This window comes from Trichococcus collinsii, assembly GCF_900107505.1.
In the GTDB taxonomy this organism is placed as follows: domain Bacteria; phylum Bacillota; class Bacilli; order Lactobacillales; family Aerococcaceae; genus Trichococcus; species Trichococcus collinsii.
The window spans coordinates 358,990-379,816 of record NZ_FNQH01000001.1 but is presented as its reverse complement, the minus strand read 5'-3'; the positions used below and the strand labels follow the sequence as shown (position 1 = coordinate 379,816).

The window sequence follows — 20,827 nt, the reverse complement described above, 5'->3', positions numbered from 1 at the left end:
TTTGAGTGGTCCAAAAACAGTTCTGAAATACCGCAGTCAAATTGAAAAGATATTTCTAATAAAGAATATCACACAAACCGTGCTACTGCAACGATTATAGTGGATTTAATGCCTACGGGAAGGTAATTTATTTTTTTTGTCGGGCAATCAAATGGAATGGTGTCCCTTCGAAATCAAACGAATCACGAATTCTGTTTTCAAGGAAACGCTCATATGAGAAATGCAGTAATTCCGGATCGTTGACAAAAACAACAAATGTCGGCGGTTTTACGGCCACTTGCGTCATGTAGTAAATTTTCAGACGACGTCCTTTGTCGGATGGTGTTGGATTATGCGCGACAGCATCCATCAGGACATCATTCAACAAGGATGAAGAAATACGTCGGTTTTGATTTTCACTGATTTCCTTGATTTTAGCAGGAATGTTTGACAATCGCTGTTTCGTTACCGCGGAAACATACATGATAGGCGCATAAGAAAGATACTGGAATTCTTTGCGGATTTTGTCCTCGAATTCCTTCATTGTATGATTATCTTTTTCCAATGTATCCCATTTGTTCACTAGAATGATGATCCCTTTGCCTGCTTCATGCGCGTATCCGGCAACTTTTTTGTCCTGTTCCTGGATGCCCTCTTCCGCATTCAGCACGACCATAACGATATCCGAGCGCTCGATGGCACGGATGGCACGCATGACGCTGTATTTTTCCGTGGATTCGTAGACTTTGCCTTTTTTGCGGATTCCGGCTGTATCGATCATCCGGAATTTTACACCTTCATCGTCAACGAACATCGTATCGATAGCGTCACGGGTTGTGCCTGCAATATCCGATACGATTACGCGTTCTTCTCCCAAAATGGCATTCACCAAGGAAGATTTACCTACATTCGGACGGCCGATAAAGCTGAAGTTGATGATGCCTTCTTCTTCCGCATTCTCTTCTTCTGATGGAAAATTCGCTACAACTGCATCAAGCAGATCCCCAAGGCCTAAGCCGTGGCTACCTGATACAGGATAAGGTTCGCCTAATCCGAGACTGTAAAAATCGAATATTTCGGCGCGCATTTCTGGATTATCCACTTTGTTTACCGCCAATATGACAGGTTTATCGGATTGGTACAGGATTCTTGCAACGTTTTCATCTGCATCCGTCACACCTTCTCTGACGCATGTCAAGAAGATGATGACATCGGCTTCCTCAATCGCCACTTGCGCCTGCAATTTGATTTGGCTCATAAAAGGCTCATCCGTTATATCGATCCCGCCTGTATCGATGATATTGAATGTTTTGCCCAACCATTCTCCTTTTGCATAAATTCTGTCGCGAGTGACGCCTGAGACATCATCGACTATGGAAATTCTCTCTCCTGCCAGCCTATTGAATATTGTTGATTTTCCTACGTTTGGTCTGCCTACTATGGCTACTACTGGATTTGGCATCTAACCTCCGCCTTTCTTTTCCTCTACAACACAAAACTTTTTGGGTATTTGCTCACTGTGTATAGTTTTCTCAATGTTTTCGTCCATGTCAGTTATAACACACATCCGTCAATAATAACAACAAAAAAAGGGCATGGATGGAATTCCATGCCCTCACATGTTCACTTTCCTTGCTGATTAAGCTTCAGAATCGTCTTTCAAACCTGAAAGTTTGTCGCCTAATAAATCTGCTAATGTGAAGTTTCCGTCTGAATCGTCAGCAACATATTCTTCGGTTTTTTTCTCTTTTTTCTCTCTTTTCTCATCAGCTGCGGGTGCTTCAGTCACAGCTTTTTCTTCCAAAGCCTTGATGCTTAGAGATAGGCGTTGCTCATCTTCTTTCGCATCCAACACTTTGACTTTAATTTCTTGGCCTTCTTGCAGCACTTCATGCGGAGTCGCAATGTGTTGATGGGAAATTTGGGAAATGTGCACCAAACCCTCGACACCAGGGAAAACTTCCACAAAAGCACCGAAGCTTGTCAAACGTTTGACAACACCAGTCAATACAGCTCCGATTGGCGCTTTCTCAGCGATCGCATTCCAAGGACCCGCCAATGTGTCTTTGATGCTTAAGGATACACGGCCATTTTCTTTATCGATGGATAAAATTTTGACTTTGACAGTTTGGCCAATCGCCAAAACGTCACCAGGATTTTTCACATGCTCGTGAGCAATTTGAGAGATGTGGACCAAACCATCCACGCCGCCTAAATCGACGAATGCACCGAAGTTGGTCAGACGAGCGACAGTTCCTTCGACAATGTCTCCGGCTACCAATTCGTCCATCAATTTGCCTTTATTGGCTTCTTTTTCTGTTTCCACAACTGCTTTATGTGATAAAATCAAACGGTTTTCGCTAGGTTCTAGTTCAACAATCTTGAAGGTCATCACTTTGCCTTTATAAGAACTGAAATCTTCCACAAAATGGTCTTCTACCATTGAAGCCGGAACAAAACCTCTCACGCCGACATCAACGACCAATCCGCCTTTAACGACGTCTTTGACTGGCGCTTCGATGATTTCGTTGTTTTCGAATTTATCTTGAATATCTTTCCAAACGATCTTAGCATCCACACGACGCTTCGAAAGCAAGAAGCTTCCATTTTCTTTATCTTTGATTTGTTTTATGACAACCAAATCCACAACGTCACCTACGTTTAGGATTTCTGTAACTTCATCGAATGGTTTTGCAGATAATTCGTTGTAAGGAATAACCCCTTCAACCCCGCCCCCAATGATTCCTACGATGGCTTGTCTATCTTGGATGCTTAAAACTTCTCCCTTGACAGTATCGCCCACCTCAATGGATAATGCTTCATCCAACACATCTTGCATAGTCTGCTCAACATTATTGGACTCTTCTTCATTTAACTCTGGGTTTTCAATGTAATCTGACATGTAACTATTCCTCCTAAAAGTCTGCGGCAACCGATTGGCTAGTTCCCTTAACTCCTCACCTTTCGGCTCAGAAATTAATCCTTGACTCCATATTTTTGAAAGCGTAATACTGCATACAATCATTCTAACATCTTTGCTTAAAATCGTCTAGTATTGTTAATCCAATGTTTGTAAGGGTTTTAGGTTTGCTTCGATAATGCCGAGAATCCGCTTCACCACTTCGTCGATCTCCAGATGCGTTGAGTCCAAAACGATGGCATCATCGGCTTTTTTCAACGGGGATATCGTCCGGGTGCTGTCCAAATGGTCGCGGCGCTTCATGTCTTCCGTCAGCTCTTCCAAGGAAGTGGTCATACCCTTTGCTATGTTTTCTTTGTAGCGGCGCAACGCTCTTTCTTCGGCGGTCGCTGTCATGAATATCTTGACCTCAGCATCAGGCAATACGACCGTACCGATGTCCCTGCCGTCCATTACGACGCCGCCGGACCGTGCGATGCTTTTCTGGCGGGCAACCATCTCTTCACGCACTTTCGCGAACGACGAAACCAGGGAAACGTTTTGGGTCACTTCCTCCGATCTGATTGATTCAGTGACGTCCTCCTCATTAAGAAAAACACGCTGCATTTCGTTTTCGGCAGTCGAAAAGGTTATCCTAATTCCTTTCAGCAATGTATGCAAGGCTTCTTCATCATGGAGATCGCTTCCGTTGGATAGAGCCGCATAAGTCAACGTTCGATACATCGCGCCTGTGTCCAAATAGATGTATCCCAATTTTTCCGCAACTTTTTTCGCGATGGTGCTTTTCCCTGCCGATGCTGGACCATCGATGGCAATATTCATTTTTTTCACAATAAACCTCCGACTTCATTCTGTTCGATTTCATTGAAAAAGCCGCCTTGACAGACGGCTTTCACTATTTAACTTTCAAAGCCATACCGATTTGTGCTTCTGTACTGCTCAACCCGTTGGCCTGCATCAATTCATCCAATGTCATCCCGTGGTTAATAGCAATCCGGTAAAGATTGTCACCCGCTTGGATGGTGTATGAATTACTGTATACCCCAGTAGTCGTTTCCGGTTCTTTAACTGTTTCAGCAGGTGTTTCGACCACTGCAGGCGCGGCGCTCGAACTTGGCGTTTCCGCAATCGAAGATTCGGGCTCCACGGCGCTTTCCACAACTTCGCTGGAAACCTCTTCTGAAGTCTCTTCGGAAGACGCTTCCTCACTGCTTTCGACACTGGAACTGGCCACTCGCTTGTTGATCATCACTTGTTCAGCACTCTTAGGTGCGGGAGTATTTTGATTCTGTTTATTAAAATAGATGGTTGCAAATGGAATAATCAGAATAGCCAAAAAGAGAAACAGCAATACTTTTAATAGAGGTGCTACTTCTTTGTTTTTTGTATTTCTGGCCGAACGTGAATACTGCCGGCTCTTCAGATTTTCATCTTCGCCGAATTTACGTGACCAAGGCTCTCCATTATTGCGATTGCGATTCTTTTTATCCATTCGGGTTCCTCCTATAAGTGATTCATGCTAATTGTAGCACATTTTTGCAATTTTTGGGTTAAATTTTATAAAAGAAAAAGGTCTGACAGGATTTTTTCCCAATGCGGTGCTTCTGTCATTGGAACCGTATTCCTAGTCCTGAATTCCCCCACTAACGGCAGGTCCTCGTTCCCGCAGCTATCACAGCAGTATACAGGTTTGGCGAGACTGTTTTTCCCGAAATAGGCGGAGATAAAGTCTCGTTTGCATGTATCGATTTGGGCAAATCCCTTCATGCCCTTCAGTAAGTTTTTCTTCAGATTGTGGCGGGTTGCGACAAAATGCTGTGCTTCCTCTTTTGTGAATCGCTGGCGCAAGATATGCGACAACAAGGTTTGCTCAGTCGGACTCCCCTGTTCTGGATTGATCGTCCTATTTTTTATGACACTTTCAATTGCATAATCGTTTGGAAAATCACTTTTCAGCATCTTCACTTTGAAGTTGAAGTCCGTTTCCGAATACAATAGGACCGCCGTGCTCTGTTGCCCGTCCCGTCCCGCTCTCCCTATCTCCTGTACATATTCCTCAAGGGAATTCGGCATGTGGTAATGGATCACATAGCGGATGTTCGGCTTATTGATCCCCATTCCAAAAGCGCTGGTAGCGCAAATGACGTCCAACTCATCCTGAAGAAATTGATGGTGGATAGTGATCCTGTCTTCATTTGTCCGGTCGGCATGATAGGCCTCAGCGCGCAAATTTGTTTTTCCCCGGATCATGAATGCGACCGCATCAGCTTGTGCCTTGCTGGAGAAGTAGATGATGCCTGGAGATGGATATTTCTCCAAAAGCTCCAGGAGGTACTCCTGTTTCCCCTCTGGAGGCACTGCAACGACTTTATAATAAATATTGGCACGGTCTACCGGGCCCTCAAATACGTTCAATTCACTTCCAGCAATATGCAAGGAACCGATGATATCCTCCATCACGGCAGACGTCGCTGTCGCAGTGAGCGCTAAAGTCAAAGGATTTCCCAATTCTTGCCTTGCAGCTCCCAAAAATAGATAATCAGAACGGAAATCCAAGCCCCACTGGGAAATGCAATGCGCTTCATCGACCACAAACAAAGCGAGTGGAATCTGCTTGAGTTTGTTCAATACAACCTGGTTCTGCAGCATCTCGGGGGAAAGGAACAAAAACTTGATTTGATACAGGTTGCTTAATAATCTTTGCCTTTCTTCGAACTGCAGCATGCTATTCAATGAGGCCGTCCTTTTTTCACCCATGAATTTCAGTTGGGCCACTTGATCTTCCATCAAAGATAAAAGAGGCGAAACGATAACGACGATCCCCTCCAAAAGATATCCGCTCAACTGATATATCAAGGATTTCCCGGTTCCCGTGGGTAAAGTTGCCAACGTGTGCTTGCCCGCCAAAACGGATTGGATGGGCTCCAATTGCCCGTCCTTGAATGCCGTGTAGCCGAAGTATTTCTGAAGTTCTAATTTCAATTGTTCTTCATCCATATTTAGCAGCCACCTCACTTCTTATTTGTATCAACCGGGACTCAAAAAAGTTGATTTCGGAAAATGCTTTTTGGATTTCCCGATAATCGACACGTTCTTTTCGTTCTACGAGTTGTTGCAGATAGTGCAATTTTTCCTTATCCAAAAATTCTTGCGTTGGGAATTCCCGATAGATCAAGGCAATTTCAGCAAAATGATCTTGGATTGTGCTCTGCTTCAATCCACGCATCGAGATGATTTCATTCATGCTGTGCCCGTTCATGAAATAACCCATAGTCGTTTCAGCACTGGCGGAAGCCAAGCCATTTTCTTTTATCGTCTTAAGCATGACCGAAGAAAGGACAGGAAAGTTTTCTGGTTCTTTTTCCAATGCAGTATACAAACTCAGCCAATTTTGGTGAAGCAGTATTTTCACTTCAGCTTCATCCAAAGAGAATAGCCCGGCCATCTGACCGGTTGTTTTCCTCAGGTGGTCTGTGCCTTCAAATTGTAGCGCAAAGAGCCTGGCATCCCTTTCAGGCAGCCGTGACAGGTAGATATGCCATTCTTCTCCATAAGCGCGCGCAAATGTTTCTTTATCACCGACGTGCTGCGTCAACAAGCGCTTCATCCAAAGCTGCTCTTTCGCTTCCCGCTCAATGGGATAGTAATGTTTATTTTTATGCAGCATTTCGGAAAGGATTTGAATCAGAAATAGCATCCGGCGGCGCAAAACACTCTGAACGAGGGCAAATTCCAGTTGGTTTGGTAAAGAAAAATGCGCGTGACTGCTGAAAAAATCAGCTTGTATCTCGCTTCCCGCTTTGGTCAGCAGATAACCATCGTCATCGTTACCGATGATCAAACCATCCGAAAGCAATCGCTTGAGGCCTTTTTTCAACACGGTCGGTTTCATGCCCGGCATGACAGTGAAATAGGCCTCCAGATCATATTGACGGCACTGGAGCATGGTGGACACAGTCCGTTTGCCAATCAGGTTATAAAAAAGAGTCGCTTCCTTGATGGGGCGTTCAGTTGAAATGCAATCTAAAAAAAGATACTCTATGTATGTCAAACTTTTCATGTTCTCACCACCAAATTTTTGTAAAGAAGGTTACTGTATGTATTATACCAAAGTAAACCAAGATAACTGCATCGCTTGTGGACTTTGCCAAATAATTTCACCGGATCTCTTCGACTATACTTCTGAAGGGATTGCTTTCACCAAAATGGATTCGAATACGGGCAAAGCACCTATTCCCCCCGAACGTTTTGATGCGTTCCTGGATGCCTACCGAAAATGCCCCACTGGCGCCATCCTCCGATCAGAATCTCCGTTTCCTCCTGCGGAACAGTGACTCCGAGACTTCCTTACGGAGGGGACAACGCAAAAGAGGCTGCACTCTGAATCAGTGATGATTCAGAGTGCAGCCTCTTGTTCTTGAAACAATTAAATTATCAGCCCCTGGTGATTACTGGGCAAAAGGAACTTTGTTATGTGCCAGCCAAGGTTTCAGCTTTGGCATCACCAAGAGGATGACGGCACTTACGACAAGTCCTTTGATGATATTGAAAGGCAAGATCCCCGCCAAAACTAATTCTTTGATAGGACCCATTTCAAAATTCAACAAGTGCATGTATAACGGGGTGATGATGAACCAGTTGGCCACTGATAAGACAACCGTCAAAACCAAAGTACCCGTCAACAGCGCCAAAATAACGGCTGTTTTTGTTTTAGCTTTTTTCAATAGATAGTATACAGGTAATGTGTAAGCAAGCGTCGCCAAGAGACTTGCGAAGTCCCCGATTGGATAGCCCATATCCCCGCCTGTTTGAAGGTAGTGCAAAACGGAGCGGATGACAGCAGATATGACCCCTCCGGCTGGCCCGTATAGGAAAAATGAAAGCAGAATCGGTAAATCGCTGAAGTCGATCTTCAGATACGAAAATGCTGGAATTACCGGGAAAGCGATGAACATCAGCACAAATGCCAATGCCCCAAATAGTGAAATACCGACTAATCTTTTTGTTTTGTTTTGTTGCATGTTAATGAATCCTCCCTGTTGACTGTCTCAGAGATGGGTTTCTCCAAATCCAAAAAGACCCTATTCTTATCATCCTCAAATGGACACATAAAAATAGAGCCTTTGAAATTGCAATTCAAAGAAACCCCATCTTCTCCCATCCAGACTGTACTGTCGGTACTGGAATTACACCAGTTCAGCTCGCAATGAACCACTGCGAGGTCGTGGACTTTTACCACCGGTCGGGAATTTCACCCTGCCCTGAAGACGAATCTTATTTATATTTTGTTATATACAAACTATAAGCGATGCACACACGATTGTCAAGAATAATATCACAGTTTCGAGATATTTATTTTCAGACTATCTCCCGATCGCTTTTCTCAACTTGAGTGAAATGGCAAACGGACCAAGAAAGTCGTCCCTACACCCGGTTCACTGTGGACTTCTATTTCCCCGTCATGTGCTTCCACGATTGTCTTCACAATCGAAAGCCCGATGCCGGTTCCCTTTTGTTTCGAGTATGTCCGCGATTTATCATTTTTGTAAAAACGCTCGAAAATGAACGGTAAACTCTCAGCTTGGATACCAATCCCGTTATCGCTGATTTCAAAGACAACTTTATCCAACATATCATCCAACCGGACAGTGATATGGATGAATTTTTGCCTACGCGTACCAATTTCAGCTGAATAACGTACCGCATTATCGATCAGATTGTAAAACACCTGATTCATTTTCTCTTCGTCAAAAGGATAGACTTCGATGCCATCGGCCAGTTCATAAGAAAATTGGATGGCCGCTTCTTTAAAACTGTTTTCGAACCTGCCCGCCAAATGTTTGAAGAAGGCATCTAGATAGACATTTTGCCGGTTCAATTCTATATAACCCGCTTGCATACGCGACAGATCCAGAAGGTTGTTCACCATTTTGTTCATCTCGGTCGTTTCATCCAAAATGATTTGGGCCATTTCGATTTTCTCGTCATTGCTTTCAGCGATATTATCGATAATGGCTTCGCTGTAACCTTTTATCATCTGCAACGGCGTCCGCAAGTCATGGGATACATTCGTGATGAAATCACCGCGGATAATATCCAATTGCCTTTCGTTCGTCACATCCTGCAATACAATAAGAACCCCGGCAGTTTTTTGAAGATCTGTTTGGATGACCGGCGTCACTTTAACGTTATAATGCCGCTGGGACCAACTGAGATCCGCTTCCGATCCGGATGTTGTATTGAATGCATGCTGGACCATTTCCTTGAACTGGTGCGGTATTGCTTTAGCTTCTGCATTCGGATCCACCCTTCGCCAAAAATCCAAAAACTCTTGGCCAGGGCCATTAACTAATTTCAAATGAAAATTTTGGTCAAAGTAAAGGATTCCTGCCGGCAAAGAATCAAACAGGTGATTCAACAGCTCCCGCTCTTCTCTGTTCATCAGCGTCGTGGCTTGAAGGGTCTTTCCTAGCTTGTTCATGGCTGTACCCAATCCAGATATCTCATCATAGGATTCGAACGTGATCCGCTTGGAAAAATCATTCCGGGAGTATTTGAAGGCGATATCCGTCATAACCTCCAACGGTTCGGCAACATGCCTTATCAGGTACTGATAATAGATGATCGTCCCCATTAGATAGACTGTCAGCAACAACAAAGTGATGCTTTTTGCGTTCAGTTCATAAGCCTGAAATTCGTCCAGCTCATAACTGATGACGAGCATTCCGGCTTGTCCTTGCAATTCAAAAGTATGAACAAAAACCATCAAAAGCAAGGGATTATTTTCCTCGTCCTCTATGGTGATTTTGCTGAAATCATCTACTTTACCATCGATTGCATCCAGAATTTCATCATTCGCCAGAATGTTCTCAAGAAGCAGTTCCGACTGCCCTTGAAGATCCGGTTTTTGTACGACGAATCGGCTCTGATCCGCTATTTTGATGTAATAGGACAATTCTGGATCCAGCGATTGCACACCACTAGTTTGGCTGAGATAATCTTCAGGATCGATCATAATCGTATCCTTATACGCAGTGATTTTTTCCTGCAGCAGTTTATTATAAGTATCTTCGATCGTGTTCACACTGATGATTGCGTGGCCGATATACATCAAAGTCATTATAGCTACAGTTAAAAAAGTCAATAGGACCCATGATTTGAGGAATATGCTCGTTCTTTTCATTGCTTGTCGTCTGCTGCTTGGTCATCATTCGGGGAAAATTTATAACCCATCCCCCAAACGGTTACTATCATTTTTGAAACTGGTTTCGATTGCTTCAACAATTTTTCGCGCAACCGCTTGACGTGCGTGTCAACTGTGCGCAGGTCGCCGAAAAACTCGTATTTCCAGACTTCTTTCAAAAGAACTTCCCTCGTAAAGATTTTCTCGGGGGACTTTGAAAGATAAAGAAGCAATTCAAATTCTTTAGGAGTCAAATTGATGGCCACCTCGTCAACCAGCACTTTCCTGGCATCCGGAAAAATCTTCAACATAGGATATTCGATTGTGCTAGATTCCGTTTCTGACGGCTTCGTGCGCTTTAGGATGGCTGCGACCCGCAACATGACTTCTCTTGGACTGAAAGGCTTAACGATATAGTCGTCCGCTCCTGATAAGAATCCCTCTACACGATTGTTCTCTTCGCCGCGGGCAGTGATCATCATGATCGGTATTTCTTTTTCCTTGCGGACAATTTTGGCTACTTCAATACCAGTCATTCCAGGAAGCATGATATCCAACAAGACCAAATCGTAATGGTTGTTCAAAATCATTTCTACCGCTGTTGTTCCATCCTCTGCCTCGGCTGTTTCATAACCATCCTTTTCCAGATAGAGTTTCAATAATCTTCGGATACGCTCCTCGTCATCCACAATCAATATTTTCCCGCTGGAATTTGTCATCGTGATCACCCTCTCTGATTCGATAAGAAATCTACCTTTTTGATGCTTTTTCGTTCGCAAGAGCCATATTTTTCAGCTTGTCGATTTCAAATGCCTTCAGCTCTCGGTGTTGCCCCGGCTTCAGATCACCGAGCGTAAGGAAACCAAACGATTCTCTTTTTAATTTTTCGACGGGACAATCAATTTTTTCGAACATTTTTTTGACTTGGTGGTTCCAACCTTCATGGATGGTCAACTCAATGATCGCTGTATTTTTTTGGGAATTGGCAGAAATCAACTTTGCTCGCGCTTTCGCAGTTTTTTTGCCGTCAATCACGATTCCGCTTTCCAATTTGTTCAGATCGGAGCGCGTAGGGATGCAACCAACCTTAGCAACATAGGTTTTGTCAATGTGGTATTTCGGATGGGTCAATAGATTCGCAAATTCACCATCATTGGTCAATAGGAGCAACCCGGTCGTATCATAGTCCAGTCTGCCGATCGGATAAATCCGCTCTTTTACGTTGAAGAAATCAGTGACGACAGTCCGATCTTTATCATCTTTCACAGATGATAGGGTATTCTTTGGTTTGTAGAATAAATAGTAAACCGGCTGTTCGCGATAAATCGGCAAGCCGTTCACTTCCACTCTATCATTTTTTGAAACTTTTACGCCTAATTCCGTTACCTTGTTTCCGTTAACGCTGACTGCACCAGAAGTGATCAGTTCTTCGGCTTTCCGCCGTGACGCTATTCCTGCATGAGCAATAACTTTCTGTAATCTTTCCATTTATTCACCTATTATTCTTATTTTGTTTTTGTTGGTCATTCTTGTTCTGCTATGATGGAATCTTTCTTGAAAAAAGCAAGTTGGCTATCTGTGCCTTCATCCGCAGGAAAATCAAAAAGGTCGAACGATTCATTATCCTGCATCTGGAATAATTCGTCCACATTCGGCAGATCATCTATTGTGGTCAATCCGAAATAATTCATGAAATAGTCGGTCGTACCGTAAATAATCGGTCTTCCGGGTGTTTCCGAACGGCCAATTTCCTTTATCAACCCTCTCAGCAACAGCCTTTGGACCAATCCGGCTGACTGGACGCCGCGGATCTGATCGATTTCCATCCGCGTCAAGGGCTGCTTGTATGCGATGATTGCCAGAGTCTCCAGGGCAGCTTGTGATAAGTGGGTCGCGAATGGTGACACAGCGTACATTTTGATTAGTTCTGCGTACTCTCTTTTTGTGGCGAGTTGGTATCTTTTGCGGGTTTCGATGAGCGTCAAACCGGAGTGGATATTGTCGTTATGACTCGCACGCATTTCCGTCAACAAGTTTTGTGCTTCCAGTGGTGTGGTCTCCAATAAAGAGGTGATTTCATCCATACTCAAGCCATCATCTCCTGCCACAAACAGCAGACTCTCCAGTGCCCCTTTTTTATTCATCTGTTAAAACTCCCATATTGCGTAGTATATAAATATCTCCGTATGTGTTCTCTTGCGAAAAATTGATTTTTCTTTCTTTGACTAATTCCAGCATCGCCAAAAATGTATTCACAATCTGCGATTTCGTCTGCACTTCAAAGAAGGCTGTAAAGGGAAGCCTGTGGTCAGAATCATACGGCAGGTTTTCCAACTTCTCCATGATCCAAGTCATCGTCTGATCCACTGTATATTGGTCCTGTTCCATTCTGGCTTGAAGCGGCTTCTTTTTCTGCAGTTTCTGATACATTTTCTGAAGCGCGGCAATCAGATCCGCCGCAGAAACTTCGCCTGGAGCAAGAGGGACCGCTTGTTGGAGGTCCTCAAGATCCGTTGCCGGCTTCGTGAAATACAAACCACGTTCTTGTTCCATGGTTTTCAATGCCTTGGCGGCTTCCTGGAATTGCTTGTATTCCACCAATTGTTGAATCAAACTTTCCCTCGGATCCTCGCCCTCTTCATAAAACTCCTCTTCGAAGGTCACTTCTTTTTTCGGAAGTAACATGCGGCTTTTTATCTCCAACAACGTCGCAGCCATCAGGAGATAATCGCCGGCGATATCCAATTTCATCTCTTGCATCGTGTCTAAATAACGCAGATATTGAAAAGTCACTTCTGCAATCGGAATATCGAAAATATCGACTTTCAGCTCTTTGATCAAGTGTAGGAGAAGATCCAATGGTCCCTCAAAATCCGGCAATATGAGGGTGAGTTCATTTTGTTCGCTCACAATGATCCACTCGTTTCCTCATCGCTTGGGTTCGGCTGTTTCTGGTTCCATTTGGCGATGAACGGCGCGGTTTCCAGAGTCCCGTTGATTGCGCTCGTTGGATAGTGTTGCTGCAAGCCATCCAACAACCGATGCACGATGCCTTCCTTCCGAAACGAAGGAGAGACAGCGATATGACGAACCAACACCATTGCTTCATGTATTTGCACACCTATCAAAGCAACGATATTCTCTGTCTCTTCATCTTTCCACAAGAATAGTTTCCTATCGACATTATCAATGTAGCTTTCCATTTCCGGCTTCAGCCTCGCTACATTTTTTAGATCTGTCACATAAGAAAGCAGACCCATAGCTATTTTTTCATATGATTGATTATAAGAAATGAACACTTCGATCTCCTTCTCACTTTGTATTTATCCCGACAGTCGTTCTGGGATGCACCATTCTGAACGGCTGTGACTCTTCGCAGCAACGTTGTACGAGAGAGTTTTTTTCATGACCTGTTTGTTACAAGGCAGCCAATACATTCTTCAATAAGGCTTTGAATGTTTCTTTGACTCGAGTTGTCGTTTCAACGACTTCTTCATGATTTAGGGTTGCTTGCATTCCTGAAGCTAAATTAGTTATACAGGAAACACCGAAAATGCGCAAACCCGCATGACGCGCTACTATAGCTTCCGGCACTGTGGACATGCCGACAGCGTCAGCACCCAACACCCGGCACATACGGATTTCTGCTGGCGTTTCATAGGTGGGACCTGTCAGTCCAAGATATACGCCTTCCTTCAGATCCAACCCCATCTCCGAAGCGACTTGTTTTATTTTCTCTTGGTATTCGCCATCGTAGGCTTGACTCATATCCGTAAAGCGTGGCCCCTGCGCAGGATCATTCGGACCGATCAATGGATTTTGGCCCGTCAGATTGATGTGATCCGTAATCAGCATTAAATCCCCCGGTGTAAATGCATAACTGATGCCTCCGGCCGCATTTGTCAGCGCCAAGGAATGGATGCCAAGATGCTTCATTACCCTGATCGGAAAAGTAACTGCTTCAAGCCCGTAGCCCTCATAGAAATGAAAGCGGCCTTGCATGGCGATGACTTTCTTTCCACTCAGATTCCCGTAAACGAGTTGGCCTTTGTGACCTTCAACCGTCGATACAGGGAAGTAAGGAATTTCCTCATACGGAATCGCAATCGCGTCCGTTATCTCATCAGCCAATTCGCCCAAGCCTGACCCCAAAATCAATCCAAATTCAGGTTCCAATAAACCTTTTTCTTCCAAATATTCGGCAGCTATCCGCACATTATTTTGATCATTTGTCATATTCCCACACCTCACTAGTCCAATTCATCCAAAAAGCTGCGACCGTTTTGAGTAGCGGCCACCCGAAAATTATCGGATACGGTTGCGCCGATATCCGCAAACTTGCCTTGATCCAACTTACCACGGCCCACCATTTTTTTAGAATAGGCCAATAATGGCACATACTCGCGCGTATGATCTGTCCCCGGGAAAGTTGGGTCATTCCCGTGATCTGCAGTAATCAACAACAAATCATCCTCCGCTAAAGCAGCCAATATTTCAGGAATGCGCGCATCAAAGTCTTCGATTGCCTCAGCATACCCTTTCACATCCCGGCGGTGCCCGAACAGAGCATCGAAATCGACTAAGTTCAAGAAACTTAAACCCCGAAAATCTTTTTCCATGACAGTCAGCAACTGGTCGACACCGTCCATATTGCTTTTCGTGCGCACATATTCCGTTATGCCCTGGCCATTGTAGATGTCATTGATCTTGCCGATTGCGATGACATCGTAGCCGGCGTCCTTCAGGTAATCCAACGTTGTTTGCCCGAATGGATCCAAAGCATAATCGTGCCGATTGCTTGTGCGGGTAAAATGGCCCGGAGTACCGAGATACGGTCTGGCAATGATCCGTCCGATCATGTAAGGATCTTCCAAAGTGATTTCCCTTACATATTCGCAGATCGCGTACAATTCTTCAAGCGGAATGATCTCTTCGTGCGCAGCGATCTGCAGCACCGGATCCGCCGATGTGTAGACGATCAGATCACCGGTCTTCATTTGGTGTTCACCGAACTCATCCAGGATTTCAGTCCCGCTTGCCGGCTTGTTTCCGATAATTTTACGGCCTGTATGATTTTCGATTTTTTCGATCAAATCCTGCGGAAAACCTTCCGGAAAAACGCGGAATGGTGACTGGATATTCAGCCCCATGATTTCCCAATGGCCTGTCATCGTATCTTTACCGACGGACTGCTCCTCAAGTTTCGTGTAATAGCCTATGGACGAACTGTCTGGCTTGACGCCTCTCAGTTCGCGGATGTTGCCCAGACCCAACTTTTCCAGATTAGGAATTTTCAGACCGGCAACTTCAGCGATATGTCCAAGTGTATCCGAACCAACATCGCCGAACTTGTCTGCATCAGCTGCTTCGCCTATACCGACTGAATCCATCACAATCAGATGGATGCGATTAAATTTCATAATCCTGTTCCTCCCTTATCCCTAACGGACTTGAGCCATTATGGTTCAAGCACGAGGATGATACTTTTGATAGATTTCTGCCATTCTTTCTGTTGTGATGTGCGTATATATCTGAGTTGTGGAAATATCAGCATGCCCCAACAGTTCCTGCACAATCCGCAGATCCGCTCCGTTTTCCAGAATATGCGTTGCAAATGAATGACGCAACATATGCGGCGATACGTTTTTTTGAATACCGGCATCTCGCACAGTTTGCTTCAGATTTTTCCAGATCCCTTGGCGAGTAAATCCATTGCCATGGAAATTCAGGAACAGAAAGGCCGTTTCTTTCCTCCCATGCGCCAAAGCAGGACGACTGTCCGACAAGTATTCCGAAATCCAGAAGGCGGCTTCCTCCCCCAACGGCACGATTCTTTCTTTATCACCTTTACCGATTGTTTGGATGAACCCGATATCCAGATGGATCTCGCTCATCGTGATGTGGATGAGTTCACTGACGCGAAGGCCGGTGGCATACAACAATTCCAATATGGCGCGATCTCTTAGCCCTAAAACAGTTTTTACATCCGGTGCAGCCATCAGGCGTTCAATTTCAGCCATTGAGAGCACTTTCGGCAACTTTTGTTGTTTTTTCGGCAGCTGAATAGTTACCATCGGATCGTTTTCAATCAATCCTTCTTGCTTCAGGTATTGATGGAATCTCCGGAGACTGGTGATCATCCTTCCGATTGAAGCTGTCGCTAATTTTTCTTCATTCAAAAATTGAAGATACAAAAGCACGTCCGGTTTGGTCGCATCCCCGAATGCATGAATAGCATTCTTTTCCAGAAATTGACTGTATTTTCTGAGGTCTCGCAGATAACTGATGATTGTGTTATCGGACAACCCTCTCTCGATCCTCAAATAACGTCCATATTCATTGATTTCTTCTTCCATGTCGGTAACCCATTTCATCCTTTTGAGGCTATTTATTCCTCAGTTTTTGTTGGCATTCGCGGCAGATGCCATGAAAAGTCAAGCGACGATCTTTTACCACGAATTGATAGCGGGATTCGACATCTTTTTCGACCTCACCCAACAAATCCTCGTGAATTTCCTCGATGTTGCCGCATTCGATGCACAAAAGATGATGATGAAAATGCTCATTGCTGGTTCTTCTTAAGTCGTAGCGGGATAAGCCATCTTCAAAGACTACCTTGTACGTGATATTCAATTCAGTCAAGATTTCCAATGTACGATAGACCGTCGCAAGGCCGATATCAGGATGTTTAAGCCGCAACAGCAGGAAAATTTCCTCCGCACTGAGATGCTCCTTTTCCTTTTCCAGCAGCACGCCGACAGTCGCTTCCCGTTGTGGAGTGAGCTTGAATCCTGCCTCTTGCAATTGTTTTTTGATGGTGTTTAATGACAATTCCGTCACTGCTGTCGGCTCCTTTGAGGACAGGCTGAAGACCTAATCCTTTTTGATTAATTTTGTGTGTCCATCTTCTTGGATGATCAGTCTGGCCTTCAACAAATGGCCCAGCGCTCTTTTGAACTGCGCTTTGCTGATGCCGAAGTATTCTTTGATTGCTTCCGGATCACTCTTGTCCCAATAAGGCAAGCTGTGCGTGGGACTCTGCTCCAACAATACCAAAATCATGGCTGCATCTTCACTGATAGCTTCATGCGCACGCGGTTTCAGGGAGAGATTCAGCATGCCGTGTTGACTGATGCCGACGACTCGCCCGCTGACGACTTCGCCCAAGCGCGGTTCAATCTCCCGCTCTGATGGGTGAATGAATCCGATATAACCATCATCCGTCAAAATAAACGTTCCCACTAATTTCAAACGGAAGACGGTTCCGGAAATGTCCTTGTTTTTCAATTCCTCACCCGGAGTACGGGAAATGGAACGGAATACCGGTTCGTCGGCGATGATGCCCCACAGACGATCTTTGCTGTCTTGCTCAAGGGCGATCAGTAGTCGGTCTCCCTTTTTCGGCCATAGCGATTTGATATCGGGCAAATTATCCAAAGAAACTACAATTTCTTTGTCATCTAGACCAATGTCAACAAATACGCCCAAATCTTTCCGGACAGCTACAACTGTTCCCCAACCATACTGTCCTACTTGGCTAGCAGGTTCCTTTAAGGTCATGCGCAGTTGCTTGTTCATTCCTTCGTAGACAAATCCTTTGACAGTGTCCCCCAATTGCAATGCCGTTTCCGACTCTTCTTTATCCAATCTGTAGGTGATGCCGTCTTTCTGAACGAAGACACTTTTCTCGTTTTCGTCCACGATCACACCTGTAATGATTGTACCTAGTACTTTACTCATATTTTTCCTCCAAACGGTCTTTCCGTCGCTGTATTTCTTCCATTTTATCATATCACAAAATGATTTCCAAAGCGTCGTTGTTATGAGCTTGTCATATTTGTGATATTTATCCCACCACCCTTTGGAATCAGATGACAGATCGTGCAAAAGGAAAGCAAATGGGTCCGAGACTCTCGTCCCAGACCCACAGATGCTCTCTAATTTAGTTAAGCTTAGATGGTAGTTGTTGCACCACGGTAGATGATGCCGCGACGTGAATCGATTGTGATCAATTCATTATCTTGCACTAATGTAGTCGCATTTTCTGCTCCTACGATTACTGGAATGCCGCTTGCGATGCCGACAACAGCAGCATGACTTGTCAAGCCGCCAGCTTCAACAATTACTGCTGCAGCTTTCTCAAATGCAGGCGTGTAGTCTTTATCTGAGTTCTTCAAGACTAAGATGCAGTCCTCTGTCACTTTAGCGATTGCTTCTTCAGCTGAAAGAGCCACGACAGCTTTACCGATGACAGATTTGTCGCCGATACCTTGGCCGGAAGTCAATTTTGTTCCGATCAATTGGATTTTCATCAAGTTGGTAGTACCACGTTCGCCTACTGGTACGCCGGCAGTGATGATGATCAAGTCGCCTTCTTTAGCGAATTTTTCTTCTTTGGCAACTTTTGCAGCCAATTCCATCATTTCATCTGTCGAACTCGGTTTTTCGGTAACGAACGGATACACACCCCATGAAAGGGCCAATCCACGTCTTTGACGCTCCGAGAAAGTGATTGCAACGATGTGTGATTTCGGACGGTATTTAGAGATCATGCGCGCTGTATGTCCAGACTCTGTAGCGGCAACGATTGTTTGAATGTTAAGATTGCGGGCAGTATGTCCAACTGATTGACCGATTGCTTCAGCCATATCCGTATTGCTGTATGCTTTCAAAGCAAATGCATCTTGTCCAACGATCGCTTCTTCCGTACGGATGGCGATTGTTGCCATTGTCGTAACAGCTTCTACCGGGTAATCCCCAGCAGCTGTTTCTCCGGATAGCATAACTGCATCAGTTCCGTCGAAGATTGCGTTGGCAACGTCTCCTGCTTCAGCACGTGTAGGACGTGGGTTGCGTTGCATGGAATCAAGCATTTGTGTTGCTGTGATGACTGGTTTGCCTAAAGCGTTACATTTTTTGATCAACATTTTTTGTGCGATAGGAACTTCTTCAGTAGGAATTTCCACGCCTAAGTCACCACGGGCAACCATCAAACCTTGAGAAACTTTCAAGATTTCATCGATGTTATCAAGACCTTCTTGGTTTTCGATTTTAGGGATGATTTGGATGTGGGTTGCGTTATGTTTTTCCAAAATTTCAGTGATAGCCAATACATCACTTGCGCGACGCACGAAGCTTGCTGCGATGAAATCGACATCATTTTCGATACCGAAGATGATATCGTCAGCATCTTTTTGTGTAAGGCCAGGGAAGTTTGTTTTGATACCAGGTAGATTGACGCCTTTTTTGTTTTTCAAGATGCCAGAGTTTTTGATCAAAGTAACAATTTCATTGTTCTCTTTGTCAAGTTCAGTCACTTCAAGGTCAATCAAGCCGTCATCCAATAGGATGTGGTTTCCGACAACAACATCGTTGATCAATTCTGGATAAGTAATAGAGAATTTATCCTTCGTACCTTCAACTTCTGTCATAGAGATTCTTACTGTTTCGCCGGTGATCAACGACACGATGCCGTCTCTCATGTTGTTTGTACGGATTTCAGGACCTTTTGTATCCAATAGAATTGCGCACATTTTGCCTGTGATTTTAGATGCTTCGCGGATGTTGACGATACGAGCGCCATGCTCTTCAAAGTCTCCGTGTGAGAAGTTCAAGCGGGCAACGTTCATACCGGCATTCATCAATTTAACAAGTGTTTCTACAGATTCACTGGCAGGCCCGATCGTACATACAATTTTTGTCTTTTTCATAGAAAATAAGCACCTCATTTTATATTTTGTAAAACGTAAGTCAACTTTTCGTTAGAAAGAAATTTCTTTGTTGATTTGGTAAAGCGACAGTAACGGCAAGTGTTTTTGGTTTTCAAGTGTGTCGATGATGTCGTTGAAAACAACTTCATCGCCCTTGATGCCCACACAGATTCCGCCTTTGCCTTCTTCCAACATTTTAACGGCATTGTAGCCGAAGATGCTTCCCAATACGCGATCCTTCGCTGATGGGGATCCGCCTCGTTGCACGTGGCCCAAAACAGTGACGCGTGTATGGAATTCTTCGAATTTGGAAAGTTTCTCCGCAAATTCATTTCCTGACATTACGCCTTCAGCCAACATGATGATCGTATGTTTTTTGCCGCGCGCTCTGCCTTCCTGGATTTCAGCAACTACTTCTTCCATTGTAAATTCTTTCTCGGGAATGACGATGGATTCAGCGCCACTGCCGATACCAGTCCATAAAGCGATGTCTCCGGCATTTCTGCCCATTACTTCAACAACGAATGTACGGATATGGCTTGTTGCCGTATCTCTGATTCTGTCCACAGATTCCAATACTGTATTGATCGCAGTATCAAAACCAAGCGTGTAATCCGTTCCTGGAATATCGTTATCGATTGTTCCTGGAATACCGATTGTCGGGAAACCTAACTTAGTAAGCGCTGCTCCTCCACGGTAGGATCCATCTCCCCCGATTACGATCAGGCCATCGATGCCGAATTTCTTCAACTGCTCGATCCCTTTAAGCTGTCCTTCGAGTTTTGCGAACTCCGGATAGCGGGCAGAATATAAAATTGTTCCCCCACGGCTGATTGTGTCTCCGACGTCATCAATCGTCAGACGACGGAAATCTCCGGCTACCATACCTGCATAGCCATAATTGATGCCATATACTTCTAAACCGTCATAAATGCCTTTGCGCACAACGGCGCGAATGGCGGCATTCATTCCTGGTGCATCTCCACCACTTGTTAATACTGCAATACGTTTCATTAGACTTCACCTCATCAATAA

Annotated in this window: 21 protein-coding genes and 1 riboswitch; of the genes, 1 reads left to right on the top strand and 20 read right to left on the bottom strand. The window is 44.6% G+C overall.

Features of this window, described 5'->3' with window-relative positions; all coding sequences use genetic code 11:
• Positions 1–127: 127 nt before the first annotated feature.
• The 6 genes from der to BLV66_RS01830 form a co-directional block, all read right to left on the bottom strand.
• A complete protein-coding gene (der, locus tag BLV66_RS01855; RefSeq protein WP_086985120.1) occupies positions 128–1,441 on the bottom strand; it encodes a ribosome biogenesis GTPase Der in 1,314 nt (437 codons plus the stop codon).
• A 177-nt stretch (positions 1,442–1,618) separates the two neighbouring features.
• Entirely contained in the window at positions 1,619–2,881 is a 1,263-nt protein-coding gene (gene rpsA / locus BLV66_RS01850) for a 30S ribosomal protein S1 (protein WP_086985123.1), read from the bottom strand.
• Positions 2,882–3,037: 156 nt separating this feature from the next.
• Positions 3,038–3,733 (bottom strand): (d)CMP kinase, encoded by a 696-nt coding sequence (gene cmk, locus BLV66_RS01845; protein WP_086985125.1) that lies wholly within the window; start codon positions 3,731–3,733, stop codon positions 3,038–3,040.
• A 61-nt stretch (positions 3,734–3,794) separates the two neighbouring features.
• Entirely contained in the window at positions 3,795–4,391 is a 597-nt protein-coding gene (locus BLV66_RS01840) for a LysM peptidoglycan-binding domain-containing protein (RefSeq protein ID WP_086985127.1), read from the bottom strand.
• A gap of 65 nt (positions 4,392–4,456) precedes the next feature.
• A complete protein-coding gene (locus BLV66_RS01835) occupies positions 4,457–5,896 on the bottom strand; it encodes a RecQ family ATP-dependent DNA helicase (protein WP_086985129.1) in 1,440 nt (479 codons plus the stop codon).
• Entirely contained in the window at positions 5,889–6,959 is a 1,071-nt protein-coding gene (locus BLV66_RS01830) for a helix-turn-helix domain-containing protein (protein ID WP_086985130.1), read from the bottom strand. Before BLV66_RS01830 ends, BLV66_RS01835 begins: the two co-directional genes overlap by 8 nt.
• A 37-nt stretch (positions 6,960–6,996) precedes the next feature.
• Here BLV66_RS01830 and BLV66_RS01825 point away from each other — a divergent pair, with 37 nt between their 5' ends.
• Complete coding sequence (locus BLV66_RS01825; protein ID WP_086985131.1) at positions 6,997–7,233, top strand: ferredoxin; 237 nt, start codon at positions 6,997–6,999, stop codon at positions 7,231–7,233.
• A 114-nt stretch (positions 7,234–7,347) separates the two neighbouring features.
• Here BLV66_RS01825 and BLV66_RS01820 read toward each other — a convergent pair whose 3' ends face one another.
• From BLV66_RS01820 to pfkA, 14 genes are all read right to left on the bottom strand, one after another.
• Complete coding sequence (locus BLV66_RS01820) at positions 7,348–7,920, bottom strand: ECF transporter S component (RefSeq protein ID WP_086985132.1); 573 nt, start codon at positions 7,918–7,920, stop codon at positions 7,348–7,350.
• A gap of 124 nt (positions 7,921–8,044) precedes the next feature.
• Positions 8,045–8,172, bottom strand: a riboswitch (FMN riboswitch).
• 110 nt (positions 8,173–8,282) lie between these two features.
• Positions 8,283–10,019, bottom strand: a complete 1,737-nt coding sequence (locus BLV66_RS01815; protein ID WP_176974091.1) for a sensor histidine kinase — start codon at positions 10,017–10,019, stop codon at positions 8,283–8,285.
• Positions 10,020–10,078: 59 nt separating this feature from the next.
• Positions 10,079–10,801 carry a response regulator transcription factor gene (locus BLV66_RS01810; RefSeq protein WP_086985140.1) on the bottom strand — a complete coding sequence of 241 codons (723 nt, stop codon included), beginning with the start codon at positions 10,799–10,801 and terminating at the stop codon, positions 10,079–10,081.
• A gap of 31 nt (positions 10,802–10,832) precedes the next feature.
• Positions 10,833–11,570, bottom strand: coding sequence for a pseudouridine synthase (locus BLV66_RS01805; RefSeq protein WP_086985144.1), 738 nt, complete (start codon positions 11,568–11,570; stop codon positions 10,833–10,835).
• A 35-nt stretch (positions 11,571–11,605) separates the two neighbouring features.
• Positions 11,606–12,226: an SMC-Scp complex subunit ScpB gene (gene scpB / locus BLV66_RS01800; protein WP_086985146.1), complete on the bottom strand. Its 621-nt coding sequence runs from the start codon at positions 12,224–12,226 to the stop codon at positions 11,606–11,608.
• Positions 12,219–12,992: a segregation/condensation protein A gene (locus BLV66_RS01795; protein ID WP_086985148.1), complete on the bottom strand. Its 774-nt coding sequence runs from the start codon at positions 12,990–12,992 to the stop codon at positions 12,219–12,221. The genes scpB and BLV66_RS01795 overlap by 8 nt, the downstream gene beginning before the upstream one ends.
• Positions 12,989–13,381 (bottom strand): GNAT family N-acetyltransferase, encoded by a 393-nt coding sequence (locus BLV66_RS01790; protein ID WP_086985154.1) that lies wholly within the window; start codon positions 13,379–13,381, stop codon positions 12,989–12,991. The genes BLV66_RS01795 and BLV66_RS01790 overlap by 4 nt, the downstream gene beginning before the upstream one ends.
• Positions 13,382–13,499: 118 nt before the next feature.
• Complete coding sequence (locus BLV66_RS01785; protein ID WP_086985156.1) at positions 13,500–14,318, bottom strand: purine-nucleoside phosphorylase; 819 nt, start codon at positions 14,316–14,318, stop codon at positions 13,500–13,502.
• Positions 14,319–14,332: 14 nt separating this feature from the next.
• A complete protein-coding gene (deoB, locus tag BLV66_RS01780; RefSeq protein ID WP_086985158.1) occupies positions 14,333–15,502 on the bottom strand; it encodes a phosphopentomutase in 1,170 nt (389 codons plus the stop codon).
• Positions 15,503–15,547: 45 nt separating this feature from the next.
• The gene (gene xerD / locus BLV66_RS01775) at positions 15,548–16,438 is read right to left on the bottom strand and encodes a site-specific tyrosine recombinase XerD (protein ID WP_086985160.1); all 891 of its coding nucleotides are present in this window, start codon (positions 16,436–16,438) and stop codon (positions 15,548–15,550) included.
• Between the two features lie 28 nt (positions 16,439–16,466).
• Positions 16,467–16,922, bottom strand: a complete 456-nt coding sequence (gene fur / locus BLV66_RS01770; protein ID WP_086985162.1) for a ferric iron uptake transcriptional regulator — start codon at positions 16,920–16,922, stop codon at positions 16,467–16,469.
• Between the two features lie 33 nt (positions 16,923–16,955).
• Positions 16,956–17,822: a CvfB family protein gene (locus BLV66_RS01765; RefSeq protein WP_086985164.1), complete on the bottom strand. Its 867-nt coding sequence runs from the start codon at positions 17,820–17,822 to the stop codon at positions 16,956–16,958.
• A gap of 212 nt (positions 17,823–18,034) precedes the next feature.
• Complete coding sequence (gene pyk, locus BLV66_RS01760) at positions 18,035–19,792, bottom strand: pyruvate kinase (protein ID WP_086985166.1); 1,758 nt, start codon at positions 19,790–19,792, stop codon at positions 18,035–18,037.
• A gap of 51 nt (positions 19,793–19,843) precedes the next feature.
• Entirely contained in the window at positions 19,844–20,806 is a 963-nt protein-coding gene (gene pfkA / locus BLV66_RS01755; RefSeq protein WP_086985168.1) for a 6-phosphofructokinase, read from the bottom strand.
• Between the last annotated feature and the right edge of the window lie 21 nt (positions 20,807–20,827).

Excerpts from the sequence above, each read along its gene's own strand:
- BLV66_RS01835 (WP_086985129.1), bottom strand. The coding sequence starts at position 5,896 with ATGGATGAAGAACAATTGAAATTAGAACTTCAGAAATACTTCGGCTAC.
- pfkA (WP_086985168.1), bottom strand. The coding sequence starts at position 20,806 with ATGAAACGTATTGCAGTATTAACAAGTGGTGGAGATGCACCAGGAATG.
- BLV66_RS01840 (WP_086985127.1), bottom strand. The coding sequence starts at position 4,391 with ATGGATAAAAAGAATCGCAATCGCAATAATGGAGAGCCTTGGTCACGT.
- BLV66_RS01820 (WP_086985132.1), bottom strand. The coding sequence starts at position 7,920 with ATGCAACAAAACAAAACAAAAAGATTAGTCGGTATTTCACTATTTGGG.
- BLV66_RS01805 (WP_086985144.1), bottom strand. The coding sequence starts at position 11,570 with ATGGAAAGATTACAGAAAGTTATTGCTCATGCAGGAATAGCGTCACGG.
- xerD (WP_086985160.1), bottom strand. The coding sequence starts at position 16,438 with ATGGAAGAAGAAATCAATGAATATGGACGTTATTTGAGGATCGAGAGA.
- rpsA (WP_086985123.1), bottom strand. The coding sequence starts at position 2,881 with ATGTCAGATTACATTGAAAACCCAGAGTTAAATGAAGAAGAGTCCAAT.
- deoB (WP_086985158.1), bottom strand. The coding sequence starts at position 15,502 with ATGAAATTTAATCGCATCCATCTGATTGTGATGGATTCAGTCGGTATA.
- BLV66_RS01765 (WP_086985164.1), bottom strand. The coding sequence starts at position 17,822 with ATGAGTAAAGTACTAGGTACAATCATTACAGGTGTGATCGTGGACGAA.
- pyk (WP_086985166.1), bottom strand. The coding sequence starts at position 19,792 with ATGAAAAAGACAAAAATTGTATGTACGATCGGGCCTGCCAGTGAATCT.
- der (WP_086985120.1), bottom strand. The coding sequence starts at position 1,441 with ATGCCAAATCCAGTAGTAGCCATAGTAGGCAGACCAAACGTAGGAAAA.
- BLV66_RS01785 (WP_086985156.1), bottom strand. The coding sequence starts at position 14,318 with ATGACAAATGATCAAAATAATGTGCGGATAGCTGCCGAATATTTGGAA.
- BLV66_RS01830 (WP_086985130.1), bottom strand. The coding sequence starts at position 6,959 with ATGAAAAGTTTGACATACATAGAGTATCTTTTTTTAGATTGCATTTCA.
- scpB (WP_086985146.1), bottom strand. The coding sequence starts at position 12,226 with ATGAATAAAAAAGGGGCACTGGAGAGTCTGCTGTTTGTGGCAGGAGAT.
- BLV66_RS01825 (WP_086985131.1), top strand. The coding sequence starts at position 6,997 with ATGTATTATACCAAAGTAAACCAAGATAACTGCATCGCTTGTGGACTT.
- BLV66_RS01815 (WP_176974091.1), bottom strand. The coding sequence starts at position 10,019 with ATGACTTTGATGTATATCGGCCACGCAATCATCAGTGTGAACACGATC.
- BLV66_RS01810 (WP_086985140.1), bottom strand. The coding sequence starts at position 10,801 with ATGACAAATTCCAGCGGGAAAATATTGATTGTGGATGACGAGGAGCGT.